A 14,756-nucleotide genomic window follows, 5' to 3' on the forward strand; every position below is an offset into this window, starting at 1 on the left:
TCACTTCCCCTGATGCCCTCTTTGGCCATCAGCGAAGGATTGGTGGTCACACCATCCAGTATGCCCAGCCGGGCCGCTTCACGGATCTGCAAAAGGTTCGCCGTATCAATAAAAAATTTCATGCGATAATGTATGTATTTTGAAGTGATGAATTAAATGCAACCTGGAACAATTGGCTTTTCCTCTTTAAGAACGGAGCAACAAAGAAAGAACGCAACGATCCGGTCGTTTATCATATCCACAGGTTTATGGTTGACGATTCGGCAAAAATTGCAACATCTTTGATAGAAACAGAAAAGAAAAGAGTCCGCTGTAGACACAGCGGACGGATGATTGATACTGCTATATGAGAGATTTCTACTTTTCACTATTTCTACCAGTTGGTTTATAGTACACAGATTATTCAAAACGTATCCAGTCAGCTTCAACCGGATCCTTCCCTTTCGACACAATGAACAGGTGGTGAACGCCTGGACCGAGCTTTTGAACAGGTGCCTTTATCACTTTCCAGTCCTTCCCTGCAGGCACCTTCACCTCTGCGATAACCGGCCCTTTGAGGCCATCGGTGCGTATTTGCAAGACGCCACCGGAAGGTGATGCCGCTCTCGCCGAAACAAACCTGGCAGGCTTCTTTCCAAAATCCACGCTATTGTATTGCAGCCAGGCATCCGCCGCATTAAATACAGTTTTCCATCCCTGGAACTTGTTGAGCGTATCGAGGAAGGCGATTGACACGCCCTGGTCACTGGTCCGGCTGAACCGGTCGATCTGTATGTTTTGCGTTGCGTTCGTTAAGCCGACGCCTCTTAAAGTCGGAATGACCTTTCTGATGGTACCGTCTTCATTGAAAAACAAACTGTCAACCCTGACAGAGCGGGCCTTGTCAAACTGCGGAGACAGATCATTGTGATGATAAAACAAGTACCACTGATTTTTGAATTGAATGACAGAATGGTGATTGGTCCAGCAACCTGTCGGCGATTCGTCCATGATCACACCGGTCACTTTGAAAGGGCCTAAGGGGTTGTTGCTTGTTGCATATTCCAGTCGTTCGGTTTTGTTCGCCACATGCGGATAGGTCAGGTAATAAAGGCCGTTCCGTTCAAAGAGGTAAGGCCCTTCTTTCAATCCTTTTGTTGGCAGTTCCTGCAGAATGACCGGATCGGATGCCAGTTCCAGCATATTCTCTTTCAGCCTGGCACCGTAAATGTTTCCGGCTGACCAATAGAGATAAGCTTGTCCGTCTTTATCAATAAAAACATTGGGATCGATGCCGTGAACGTTTTTGATGGGTGTTGGCTGCGGAACAAAAGGGCCGGTTGGTTTATCGGCTATGGCAACACCAATGGCAAAGCCGCGACTGTATGTAGTGGTATCCTTCGGCGAGGTGGGAAAATAGAAATAATATTTCCCATTCCGCTCAATGCAATCCGGTGCCCACATGCTGTAGCTATCCGGTTTCACCCAGGGCACCTTGTTCTGCTGAACGATCACTCCATGATCTGTCCAGTCGGTCAGATTTGCAGACGAAAACACATGGTAATCTTCCATGCAAAACCAACCCACCCTTCCTTTGCCCGGAGTGGCAAGAATATCATGGGAAGGATAAACATACACCCGGTCACCAAACACCCTCGCCGACGGATCGGCGGTGTATTGCGTTTGAATAAACGGATTTTGGGCAAACGCACCTGTTGCGGTGCCACCGATGAATGCACTAAGCAAAGCGAGTCGATGGATGCTGCGTTTCGTTCCTGGTGTAAATAGATTGATAAGCCTTTTCATTTTATGCACCCGGTTCATGATTAATTTGTTGATGGTTGGATGACCTGGTATTTCCCACTGAGATGCAGCAGGCTGAATATGTACAGCAAGCCATCGTAGTACGGATCGAAGTAGCCATCTTCATACGGTTCCAGCCTGGCCTCCCAGAGTGCACGGACAAAGTCAAGGCTGTTCTTGTCCCCCTTTATAAGCGAAGTGGCAGCAGCGGTAGCAACCAGGCCCAGTGAATGCCTGAGCTTTTTCACACTGCCGGCCTGAAGAATGAATTCGGGCCGGGAGCCATCGAGGTTGAACTGGTCGTCAAAGCTGTTGATGCCTTTTGAGCGAAGAAAACGTTGAAAGCGGTTCGCATAGTCTTCCTGCCACCGCCTGTCTTTTCCAAACCAGTTGTAATCCATGGCGATGTTCATGGGCACCCGCCAGGAGTCGTAGCGAAAACCAACCGGCATCCAGGGGGCAGGATGAGGAACTCCGCTGAACTCCATGTAATCCGCATTGAGTCCTGTTACCGGGTGACAGGCCCGGTGCAGAAAGGCACGGGAGGTATCGGCGCAGTCACGGTAAAACTGTTCGTGTCCATCCTTTGCGTACAGGGCCCACACCTCCATAAACGCCGGCAGATGGTAGGACGGATCGGTCCAGTTGTACATGTCGCCTTCGGGGACAAAGGTGATTTGTTTGTGTTCCGTGTTAAAGAGATTTTTGATGCCGCCGGTGCCGTCTTTTTTCCACATGGCGTCCAGTATTCTTCTGGCCTCGCCGTAATAATCAATGCCGGTGTTATTGCCCCAGCGGTTGGCAGCAAATAAGAGACTGGTGACAAAATACAACTCTCCATCGGACGCCGAGCCTTCGGAATTCTTCTTTAGCGTTTGCGAATTGATGCTCCAGGCAAAATAGGCTTCCCTGGGTCCTTCCTGGTGCTGCAGGTATTTTTTCGACCAGCGCCAGATGCGGTCAAACACATCTTTTTTGTTCAATTGCACGGCGATCATCATGCCGTACGAAAGCCCTTCGGTGCGGGCATCATGATTCTTGATATCCGATACATAACCCATCGAATCACCCACTTCGAAATAAACGCGGTTGGGTCCTTCGAAAATATCGTGGTAAGCCTTGGTAACTTTCTCATCAATTGCTGCCTGGCTGTAGCCGGCTTCACGAAAAAGATTGCGGTACGTGCCAGTGTAAAATGCAGGTTGAGCTGCTGCCTTTTTCGGCTGCTTTTTGCTTTGACTAAAGGTTTGATAAGGAACAAATGAAGCACTGAAAAGCAGCAGCAAAAAGCTGAACGTAAAACAGTGATTAACGGTTGTATGGCGAGGGTTTCTATGTAGCATTATTGGTGTCAACTTCTGGTTGATTTGTTTTAAAATCAGGATTGCAAACTGCTGTAACGTTCTTCTCCAAGTCTGATTTCACACTTATCCAAATGGTATTTCCTCCTACTTTATCATTTTCGGTCCGTTTAAAAAATCAGTGGTCAGATAAAATCCTCTACAAGTGCATTCGTGAGCACCTGCAGAGGATGGAGATTATAAGAAATGATGAAACTCAACTTTGAACACTTCGGTTAGTTAACAACGACCGGATTGAACGTTTCCATTTTCACACCTCTGTCCCGAATCACGATGGTGTCGGTGATGGTGTGTACTGTCGTTCCAAAATTAACCTGGTATTTCAGGTGCAGCACATCGCGTTGTTGATTTCCCCACATGTCACCCTTCTTCACAAACTCACCATTACCGGTGATGGTGTAAGTGGCAGTAGCCGGGTTCGAAACAGTTACCTTGCCCTGGTTATCAAACTTCAGGACCAGTTGAAAGGGTACGTCAAGATTACTGCCCTTGTTCCTGGTGGTTAAAGTAACGGAGTTTTCGTCGAGGGCTCTCGTCGCCAGACTGACCACCTGATCCTTCTCTACATACGGAGCGTGGTAGATAAAATTGGTATCAAGCGCCGTGTTTCCACCCGCACCTGTTACCACATCAACACCTCTGCGCAAATACGAACCATGGTAAGGATTGATGTATTTAATGGCATACAGGGTAAAGTCTTTAGGTGCAATCACCCAGTCACCCGGCTTGCGGCGATCAGGCGAGGCCAATTCAGTTCTACCACGGAGTACCGAGTCGGCACCTGTTACGGAAGCGATCCGTAACGGGATCACAAAGGTGTTTTTAATGGACCGGGGATCCTGAAAGAATGCATCGGTCAATTGCACTTCTATACCACCCATCAGTTTGCCGGAAGGAATCACGATCTGCTTATCCTTAGGCAGTGTATAATAATTGGAGGGCAGGACAAAGACACTGTCGCCGGAGGGTGTCTCAAATTTGAGATGCTGGCCAAGTGCTTCGTCAACCTCTAAATTCAGCGTGATGTTTTTCTTGTTTTCATACACACCACCCATGGTCGCCATGATGAGAAATTTGTGCTGGTTGTCCAGTGTATTGTCGTAAATATCCTCGCCCAGCACCAGCGTTCTTACCGGCGACTGGTACGGGAAATAAACCGTGGTGTATTTATAGTCCGGAAACTCCCAGTCCTTGTTACAGGCGGTTAGCACTGTAAGTAAAACGGAGGCTATCAAAAGTGTTCTTTTCATTTTTCTGTGTTTGATTAGATTTAAAGATTGGCGTTACCACCCTTTATTTTGCTGGAGGTTTGCTTTCAACGCTTCACCGTAAGGGATTGGACCATAGTACATGAAATCGGCATACTGCCTGTTTTCAACCGGCATTACCGTGTAGGTGTTGTTGTTAATGATGACTCCCCTGGCAGGCTCCGTCAGTCTTTCTTTCCATCGGCGCAGGTCCCAGAAGCGGAAACCTTCAAAGCTCAACTCGAGTCTTCTTTCGTTGCGGATCAACTGGCGCATACCTTCCTGGCTGCTGATAGAGGCAAGATAGCTGTCTGGTTGTGCAATCCCGGCTCTCTTCCGAATGGCGGCAATCACATCGCGGGCAGAGTAGCCTTGCGTGCCGGTACCATCGGGTCCCCATGCTTCGTTGGCCGCTTCGGCATAGATCAGGAAGATCTCGGTATAGCGGATGTGTACAGGATAGTGCTTTTGCGCCGAGCTTGATGTGGGATTTGCATTCACATCTTCCCGCAACAACTTGCGCAGGTAATAGCCGGTTCTTGTTGAGGTGGGAAGAAAGTTAACCGCATCGCTGGTTGGATTGTCAATTTTGGTCCAGATGGTTTTGCTTGACATTGTTCCACCGTTCACCAGGATGTAGTTTTTCAACCGCGGATCACGACCCGCATAAGGATCGGTTGCAACATAACCACTGGCGGGATCTGTTATCGGATAACCATTCGCCATCGGAAATGCATCAACCAAATTTTGTGTTGGATTAACCCTTCCGTTGCCAAACAGTGTTGGCGGAAAGTTTGCGATCTCCATGTTGTTGCTACTTGTTTGATTGCTACCTCTCCACAACATTTCTTTTTGGTCAACGTTGTTGGCAAGGTTGATCGAATTCACATTGCTTGCGGTATAAAACAAAGCACCCTTAGGATCCAATCCGCTAACACCGCCAATAAGGCTCAACACATCACCGGCATAATTGGCTGCATCTTCCCATTTGGTAAACGTTCCTTGCGGGTTGTAAGCTGGAGAGGCTGCCAGCAAAGCTGCTTTTGCCCTGATGCCCTTTACAATCCGGCTTGAAACGCGTTGCCTGTCAACAGAACCAAAAACACTGTTGTAATCCGTTACAGCTGCAGCAGCGGCAGCGGCGTCAGGTAAAGCCATGCCACTATACCGGGAGGGCATTTGCGAAGCGTTGGAAATATTCGCATAATCCAGCGGCAAATATTTCTCTGCTTCGGCCAGATCGCTGTAGATCTGTTTCATGCAATCGTCAAATGAATTGCGGGGCCGTTTGAAGTCGGACGACGCATCGAGGGCTTCCGTAATAATGGGAACACCCAACAGTTGCCCGCTTGCCGTTACCCCTGCATGTGCCTGCAGCAGATTTAAGTAAAACATTCCTCTCAAAGCAAAAGCCTCTCCTTTCAAACGGTCCTGAAACATTGTCCTGCGATTCTTGCTCAACGGCGACCAATTGAGGGTATCTACCTGTTGGAGAAAACGGTTGATGTACATGATGGCCGTAAAGGAGTTGTTCCATTGGTCCACCGGGTTGTTGAAAGCCGACCAGGCTCCCGTTGCCATAAAAAGATAGTTGTTTGCCTTATCATTTGTTACGGCATCGTCGGTGGCCACTTCATTAAACGAGTAGCTGTTAGTCGGAAGCCTTGTGTAGGCATTCATCAGGAGTCCTTCAGCAAACAAAGGATTGCCGGCAACATCTTCCGGTGTAAGGTGGTTGTCGTCAAGTGGCGTAAGCAGCTCCTTTTTGCAACCCGCAAAAAAGACGGCCAGCACAACCAATACCAATATATTTTTTTTCATCGTCATGATTTAAACGTTTGTGATATGCTTTTAAAATCTGGCCCTGACACCAACCGTATAACTCCTGAACTGCGGCGCAGTGCTGATATTCAGATTCAGTATTTCACGGTTTTTTGAAAAGGTGATCAGGTTAGCGCCGGCCACATACATTCCCAGATCTTTGAAAAATGTTTTGCGCAGAATGTTGCCCGACAGATTGTACGTCAGTTGAACCTTTTGCAGGTTGAAACGATTTGTTTTGTACGTCCAAAAATCCGAATTGCGGAAATCGTTGTTGTTCTGCTGAGAACTGAGGCGGGGAAATTTAGCCATTTCCTTTGTTGTCGGAGTCCACCTGTCTCTTACAACCTCAGCGTATTTTTTATCACCAAAAGCCCAGTAGTAATCATTGTTCTTCAAGCCCGTACCGCCATTGTTTCCGGTGCCCAATACAAAAAGATTGAAGTTCTTATACGATGCGCCAAAGGTGATGCCATAGGCAAAAGGTGCAATGAAACGGCCGATCATAATTTCATCACGCTGGTCAATGAGATTGTCACCGTTTTGATCGACATACTTAATGTCGCCGGGCTTCACTTCGCCAAAGAGTTGTTTTGCGCTTCTGTCTATATCGGCCTGGTCGGCGAAAAAGCCATTGCTCCGGAGCCCAAAGATGGCATCAACCGGCCGGCCGGTCCTGTTTTGATAAGCATCTGCAAACAGTTCGTCACGCTTTACAACTTTCGAATCAGCATACGTGGCATTCAAGCCCAGGTTCAAACCCACAGCACCAACTTTTTTGTTTACGTTCAACATCAGGTCAAAACCCGAGCGTTTGTTTGCATTGTAGTTGGTGTAGGGGATGAAAGAACTCATGTAGCCCGGGTAACGTGAAAACTGTTGTGTCAGAAGCCCATCCATCCGGTTGACAAAAAAGGTTGTCTGCAGTGTCAGCAGGTTGTTGAAGAAAGCGCCTTCAAGGCTTGCATTCAGCTCTTTTCTTTTAGGAAAGGCCAGGGCGGGATTACCGGTGAAGTTGGAAAATGTAGTTTGGTTACCGGCCTGCACACCGTCATTCCAGGTAAAAGTGGTTCCTCTGTTGAAAACGTTATCGTACAGATAAAAACCGCTGATATCAAGGTCAGTGTTCAGGATGCCTGCAGAAGCAGACAGCTTCAGGTAGTCCACAACCTTCGATTGGGCCAGGAAGCTCTCGGAGCTTAACAACCATCCTAGGCTTACGGTTGGCGAAAACGCCGTCCGGTTGCCGTCGGGCAATTTCGTAGAGTTCACATAAGCGCTGCTGAAATCAACCCAGTACTTATGTTTGTAGTTGTAATTAAGCTGTAATCCCAGGTGGGCATTGGAGGTTGCCTGGTAAACATCGTTGGTTTTGATAGTTGAACCAAAACCCAGCAATGTTGCTGAAAAATTATGTGTTTCGTTCAACGATTTCTCGTAATTCAGCCAGGCGGAAAGCCCAATGTTCTGCAATTGCGTTGTACCACTGATATTTTGTGTGCCCGGACGCAGATCGGCTCCAAATTTTGCAAGCCCGTTTACGGAGTCAGCCGTCGCACTCCATGTAGGAGCATACGTTGCATACGTGTTCGGTGTCGACTGTATGTACGAATTGTTATAATCAAGATTGAACAAGGTGTGGAAAGACAAACCCTGCAAAAGATTTTTCAGGTTGAAATCAATCCCGTCGGTGACTTGGAAGGAGCGGCGGATGAATTTATCGTACCCGCCAACATACAAATCGGCAAGCGGGTTTGTGGGGAACTGCTGTGTGCCGCCCAACAGGTACTGACCGTCAATGATGTTACGGCTGGCTTTAATATAAGCCTGGGCCGTTGTGCTGCCCGGTGCGATCATGCTTAACGGAATCAGTGGCGTGAATCGGTTTGGCAGCAACGTAGCGGCATTGCTCCAATAGTTGGTCCGACCCCGGCGGCTGTCGTTAAAAACAGTTGACAAGGAAATGGAACTGCTGATGTAGTCATTCAGTTTAAGGTCGATGTTGCCCCTTACATGAAAACGGTTGTCTCCTTCGTTTTTTCCTTCGCCGGCATTCAACAGCGTTGAACTGTTTGCCCAACCAATGTTGGAATAAAAGCGGGCAATGTTATTCCCGCCGGAAAATTCTGCATTGGCATCTGTTGCAGTCTGGAACTTTTTCAGGTATTCTGAAGAGTAGTAGTCCACGCTGGGAAAGCGATAGGAGTTACCGGTGCGGTAATTTTGAATGGTAGCCGCGTCATACAACTCGGCAAGGCCATCGTTGCGGCGGGCTTCGTTGTAAAGCGTCATGTATTCCGCCGAACCAAGGTATTGCGGCAGTGCTTTGGGCAAAGCAACGCCGGAGTTCACCCTGACACCAATCTTACGGCTGTTGGCATCGCCTCTTTTGGAAGTAATCAAAATTACGCCTTTAGCCGCCTGGCTGCCATAAAGTGCCACTGCGTTCACGCCTTTCAAAACAGTGATCTGGTCCACTTCGTTCAACGTGATGTCGCTGAAATCCCGGCGAACACCATCGATCATTACGATGGCATTTTCCATTCCCCAGATGTTGTTGCTCCACAGCAAGCCGGCAACCCTGCCGTTCATCCCCCCTTCCACGGTAAGGTTATAATCCTGATCGATGTATGTCTCCGGGTTCAATACGCTGATGGCACCGGGCAAATCCTGCTTCTGGACTTTTTTATAAACAACATCAACGGGATTTGTTGCCGCTTGTAAAAGCGTGATTTTTTCCGGCACGGTGTCAACCCTAACACGTTGCGGCTGGAAACCGTTTGCTGCAATGACCAGGAGCGTTTTATCGGGCACGGTTACGGTGAATTGCCCCGTCACATCGGTTGTGGCTACAGCCTTGCCTTCGCTGTTGGCTACCAGGGCGCCGGAAACCGGCAGCCCCTGATTGTTGTATACGGTTGAAGTGAAATTGTGGCTGCTGGCATTTTGTGCATTCACATTGCCCGACAGGCAAGAGAATAGTCCACAAAAAGCCACCCCTATTTTGATATAGTTCATTCGTTTGATTTTAAATAATGTGACCTTTTCTTCGTTGCTGAATAACAGTGTGTTTAGCCGTTACCATCCCGGATTTTGCCCGAAAGATGGGTAGAGATTTACCTGGCTGAGTGGCAGGGGAAGCCAGTTGTGCTTTTTTTCAAATACCCGTGTTATCACCACTCTTTCCCGCAGGTTGACGGGTTTGCCATTTGCACCGCGATCAAAATCGACCGCTGTTTTCTCCTTGTATTTTTTCTCACCGGCAAGATTCCATCTGCGCAGGTCGTGCCAGCGAAGACCTTCGAAGGCAAGTTCCACTGCTCTTTCCCGGATCAGTTCACCCATAAAGGCCTCTTTTGAGGACGTAAATTTTGCATCAACATTCGAAACACCGGCCCTCTCCCGCACTTTGTTCACAGCCTGTTCTGCCGTCAGATAACCATTGTGGCTGCTTTGTGGCGTACCGTATCCGTTCAACACGGCTTCGGCATACATCAGGTAAACATCGGCAAGGCGCAGGTAAGGAATAATGATACTGATGTTGTTCCATTCGTTGTCAACATCGTTGCATTTGTTGGTAACAAATTTGCGAAGCAGATAGCCGGTGCGGCTTGCATCATTGTCCCGGCGCAGGTTTCCTCCATTGTAAAGATTGGCAAAACGGTAAGGTTCTTTATTGGCAGGCGCACTTCCCTGGATCATTTGCTGACCATCGTACGTGATACACTTGTAAAAACGCGGGTCGCGATTAGACCATGGATCGGCAATGTTGTAGCCCGAGTTAGGGTCATCAAGCGGAAGACCATTGGCCATGCCAAAATAATTTACGTAGTTGGCTGCAGGTGATGAAATGGCAGCCTCGCCACCCAGTTGCGGTGGAATAAACATGTTGACCAACGACCAACGGGATTCCCAGTTTGTGTAAACCGGCGGAGCCAAAAGCGTCTCGGGATAGCCAGGAACTTTGTTTTGACCGGAGGAAATGGTGTACCAGTTTTCGCTGTAGTTGGTGAAAGGAAGCAATTTGTAAATGGCTGATCCATCATCGGAGAGCTTCAGTGTTCTGTAAAATGCATCGGCTGCCTGCTTGCACAACTCCGCATCATAGGTCGCATTGCCGGTAGCTTCCTGGTTCATCATCGGGCTGGCTGCGTAAAGCAGGTCTTTCCCTTTAAAACCGAGAGCAACCGACTTGGTGATACGTTGGTTGTTGTTACCCTTTGTTGCAGCTCCTACAGTTGTATTGTCCCAGTTAGCCGGCAACAAAGCTGCAGCATCTTCCAGATCTTTTGCAGCACGCAAGGCCGTTTCCCTATAACTCAACCGTGGCAGGGTCAAAGGCTCATTGGATGGCAGCACCTTGTCTATATATGGTAGGCCACCCCAGAAACTCATTAATTCGAAATAGAAAAAGCCACGGAAAAACAAGAGCTGTCCTTTAACGATGTCCTTTTCTTCCTGTGTGGCATCCACCAACTTATCCAGGTTGGCCAAACCGACATTGGCTTTGCGAATGGCATACCAGGCCAGCGGCCACAGACCTTTGCCGTGCGCTTCGTTGGGGTTTGTCTGTGGGCCGGCACCATCCAGCCAGCTGTTTGCCCAACCGCCGCCGCCGTTGTTCCAGGCCCAATAGTTTCCGTTGTCGAACTCCATATTCAACCGGTAGTTTGCAACAGAGGTTGACAGGACGTCGTCGCCGAAATTCCATTCATTGTTCCAGGTGGCTTTCGACATATCCGGAATACAGGAATACAATTCTTCGGTAAAGCCCTGGAAATTCCGGAAGTTGATAAATACATCCTGCTCCGAAATGCTGGCTTCAGGTGATTTGTCCAGGTATTTCTTACAGGACACCATTCCCAATACAAGGAAAAGCAAACCTGCAGAGAAAATTATTTTCTTATAAGATTTCATGCTCTTGTTCATTTATCGTTTATAGACTAAGGTTCAGACCTAAATTGATACGGCGAAGCGTTGGGTAAGCACCCTGGCCAGAATAGCCGGCGCCGCCGATATTGGCTTCACGGTCATCCGGCATTTTACTCCAGAGAAACAGGTTGTTGCCATTGAGATAAACCCGCATGGATTGAATGCCTCTTTTCCTTAGCCATTCAGGATTGAAAGAATAGGCGATTTCGGCTGATTTTAAGCGAACGTAAGAGGCATCAAAGTAGTAGAAATCGCCTCTGCTATAATTCAATGATTTCCATCGCGGCAGCGGCGAGGCTGCAGTGGGATTGTCCATTGTCCAATAATCGCCTTGCTTGTAAACCGCATTCAGTGATCCATCAAAGCTGCCTTGCGTCAACTCCCGGCTAACATTGTTTACGCCATAGAACTGAACAAAGAAAGAAAGCCGTTTGTAGTCGAAGCCAATTGTGCCCGTGTAGGTATTCTGTGGCCTTGAGGGATAGGCATAGGGTACATTATCATAGCCATCGATAACGCCGTCGCCGTTGAAATCTACCAAATTGAAATTCCCGGGTAATTTTTGGATGTCGTATTGATTCACCCTGCTGCTGCCATAAACCTCATCCCAGGTATTGTAATAGCCTGCACGGAGTGTCGACCTTGACTGACCGATCTGGTAATCCTGCCTCTTTAAATAAGCGTCCAGCAATTGCGGATCATCGGCAAAAAGAATTTTATCCTTTGCGTGGGTAGCAGCCATGTTGGACCACAGGCGCCAATTTTTATTGAACCGCTTGTTAAACTTCAGTTCAACTTCAAAGCCTCTCACTTTTACCTTTCCCAGGTTGGCAACCGGCGGGGTATTACCAAAATAGGCAGGAACAGCCCGCTGATTACCGGGTAATAAAATATCGTAGCGGTAATCCTGGAACAAATCAAAACTACCTTCCACAAGCCCATTCAACAGGGAATAGTCAACGCCAAAGTTTGCTTTTGTCGCCGTTTCCCAGTGCAGGTCGGGGTTTCCAATGGAAAACTCCTTGTACCATACATAAGGGCTGGTGATATAGGCCTGGTCGCCAAGACGCGTCTGTCCGCCAGAGGACCATTGTGTTTGGTACAACCAACGGAAGTTGGTGGCCGGCCTGTCGTCTCCTACAAGTCCGTATGAGCCACGGATTTTCAGATTTGTTAACCAGGAAATATTCCGCATAAATTTCTCATTCGTCACCGTCCAGCCTGCGGCCGCAGAAGGGAAAAATCCAAACCTGTACTCCGGCGAAAACATCTCGGAACCATTGTAAGCACCATTGAACTCAGCAAAATACCGGTTGGCATAATTGTATGTCGCTCTGAAAACCCAGTCTTCTCGGTAGTGAGGAAACTCGCTTCCTCTTGCATATTCTTCGCGTTGAACCAGCCCCATTTCGGTGAGGTTGTGCTTACCGAACCGTGCGGAATGGTTCACTTGCGCCTGGTAAAACTTCCTTCTATAGGTCGAAGGATTTTGCATAGCATCGGGTCTTGTAGACCATAATGGCAATACATAGTCAAATTGGTTCGTTCCCGCAGTGTTTTTGTACGTTACCCGGCCATCACGGTCAACGTATTTGAGAATGGCACTGCCATCATCAAAAATGCCACCTTGTGTAACGAAGGTGTTATCCATCGCAAAAGTGCCCTTTACACTGAGGTTCTTCATAAGCATGCCCAAATCTTGGGTCAAGGTAAAATCGCTGTTGATCTGTGTGGTTTTTGTATTTCTGACACCGCTATTGGCAAGTACCTGAAGGGTGTTAGTGCCTCTTACCGGATCATTGGGATAATAGCCCCAGGAGCCATCACTGTACCGTGGATAAAAAATATCGGGAGCAAGGGCATAAATGGACTGATACCAGGTGTATTCAAAACCGTTCCAGGTATCCTGCTTATTGCCGCTAAGCCCTGAAAGGTTAGCTGCCAATGTGGTGGTGCTGGTTAATTTGAAATCAAGGTTGGCCCGGACATTCAACCGGTTGTAGTAAAATCCGGGTTTATAGCCCTTACCATTGTCCGGCACTTTCATGATGTCGCCTTCGTGAAGTAGATCCAAGGCTGTATAGTATTTGACAAATGATGAACCGCCGGAGATGTTCACGTTCAGGTTATTCGAGGTGGCAAAATCCTTCACCGTCTCATCCTGCCAGTCAATATTGGGGTATTGTTCCGCCTCCTGTTGATTTGCCGGGTGGCGGTATTTATCCAGTAAAGCATAAGGCGTGTAATCGGCCCAGGAAGAAGGGTTCAGCGCCAGTTCCCGTTCAATGGCCCAGTTTCTGATTTTCAGAGCGTCGTATGAATCGTACTTCTGCGGAATGCGGGAAGGGATCTTCACGGTTGTGTTGGCGGTAACGTTGATGTTTGCCTTTCCTTCCACACCTCTTTTTGTTGTAATGAGAATGACACCGTTGGCACCTTTTACCCCAAAAACGGCTGTCGCGGATGCATCTTTTAATACGGATATGCTTTCAACCGAACCGACGTCCACCCCACTCATCGGACGTTCAATGCCATCAACCAATATCAGCGGGTTGCTGCCGTTCATGGTACTCTGGCCTCTTATATATATGGTGGGGTCTTCGGCTCCGGGAGTACCGGACCCCTGTACCGTGATCACACCGGGCACATTGCCGGTTAGTGCGCCGCCTATGGTGGACACGCCGCCTGCTCTTTGCAGCACTGCGCCGGTTGTTTGCGTAATGGCTCCTACCACACTTTGCTTCCGCTGCCGTCCATACCCCACAACAACGATGCTGTCCATGGACAGCTGCGACGGCGCCAAGTGAATGAAAATATCGCTTTGTCCTTCATTGACGGTCACTTCCTGCTGCGTATAACCAACAAAGGAAATCACCAACACAGCCTTGTTTTTTGAAACAGTTAGCGTAAAGGAACCATCGCTCTTTGTCAGTGTTGAATTTTTTGTTCCTTTTTCTGTAACAGTTGCCCCGCCAAGTGGTGTTCCTTTGTCGTCCACGATTTTTCCGGTTACGGTTAAAGCGTAGGCGAATTTGCCCTTACCGCCGGTGCCCGCAAAAGAATGTACCGGGCAAAAGCAAAAAAGCGGGATGGCAAACGTTGCCATCATTAGACAGTTTACAGTCAGGCGGAACCCGTCAAACGACGGACCTCGTTTAATTTTTTTCATTTCTTAGTCTAGATAAAGTGATAGGAATTTACTCAGGCATGAGCAAGTTGTATCTCTCGAAAATTCAGTGGAGAAAGCCGGTGCATTCTCCACTTTTACAGGTGCCAGCAATCAGGTAACTTTTTTCATACAGCAGTCTTTACGTTTAATTGGGGTTTAAAAAATAACTATGAGCAATCTGGTATTGATGTGCGTATCAGGCCAAAATCATCCGTAAACCTCTTTTACCCCTTTTTCACCTCCCTCATTCCGAGTTCCGCCGTTTTCTTCTCCCGCCTGCCTTCCTGGCAGCCGGGCAATAGACCTAACCTGTTGTCTATTTTCGTCGAAGTCGTCTAAATCTCATAAGGTGTATCTTAAACATTTCTCGTGCAATCACGGGTCCGGTCATCGTCGACCGGCCTTTATGTCTTTCCGGATTTTCCGCAAGCCAATCTCTCTTTC

At 48.1% G+C, this 14,756-nt stretch carries 8 protein-coding genes; all 8 read right to left on the reverse strand.

From position 1 onward, the window contains the following. Positions 1 to 122, reverse strand: a 122-nt coding sequence (locus tag D6024_RS27475; RefSeq protein WP_317125278.1) for a transaldolase family protein, incomplete at its 3' end; no start/stop codon positions are given. Between the two features lie 277 nt (positions 123 to 399). Continuing rightward, positions 400 to 1,785, reverse strand: coding sequence for a family 43 glycosylhydrolase (locus D6024_RS24980; RefSeq protein WP_121357591.1), 1,386 nt, complete (start codon positions 1,783 to 1,785; stop codon positions 400 to 402). 20 nt (positions 1,786 to 1,805) lie between these two features. Next, positions 1,806 to 3,125, reverse strand: a complete 1,320-nt coding sequence (locus tag D6024_RS24985) for a glycosyl hydrolase family 8 (RefSeq protein ID WP_121357559.1) — start codon at positions 3,123 to 3,125, stop codon at positions 1,806 to 1,808. Positions 3,126 to 3,358: 233 nt separating this feature from the next. Beyond that, on the reverse strand, positions 3,359 to 4,393 hold the full coding sequence (locus D6024_RS24990) for a DUF5627 domain-containing protein (RefSeq protein WP_121357560.1): 1,035 nt from the start codon (positions 4,391 to 4,393) through the stop codon (positions 3,359 to 3,361). A 33-nt stretch (positions 4,394 to 4,426) separates the two neighbouring features. Then, positions 4,427 to 6,211, reverse strand: coding sequence for a RagB/SusD family nutrient uptake outer membrane protein (locus D6024_RS24995; protein WP_121357592.1), 1,785 nt, complete (start codon positions 6,209 to 6,211; stop codon positions 4,427 to 4,429). A gap of 30 nt (positions 6,212 to 6,241) precedes the next feature. Then, a complete protein-coding gene (locus D6024_RS25000; RefSeq protein WP_121357561.1) occupies positions 6,242 to 9,229 on the reverse strand; it encodes a SusC/RagA family TonB-linked outer membrane protein in 2,988 nt (995 codons plus the stop codon). A gap of 60 nt (positions 9,230 to 9,289) precedes the next feature. Beyond that, positions 9,290 to 11,128, reverse strand: coding sequence for a RagB/SusD family nutrient uptake outer membrane protein (locus tag D6024_RS25005; protein ID WP_121357593.1), 1,839 nt, complete (start codon positions 11,126 to 11,128; stop codon positions 9,290 to 9,292). A gap of 19 nt (positions 11,129 to 11,147) precedes the next feature. Next, positions 11,148 to 14,252, reverse strand: a complete 3,105-nt coding sequence (locus D6024_RS25010; RefSeq protein ID WP_121357562.1) for a SusC/RagA family TonB-linked outer membrane protein — start codon at positions 14,250 to 14,252, stop codon at positions 11,148 to 11,150. Between the last annotated feature and the right edge of the window lie 504 nt (positions 14,253 to 14,756).

This window comes from Flavisolibacter nicotianae, from assembly GCF_003628535.1.
In the GTDB taxonomy this organism is placed as follows: Bacteria; Bacteroidota; Bacteroidia; order Chitinophagales; family Chitinophagaceae; genus Flavisolibacter; species Flavisolibacter nicotianae.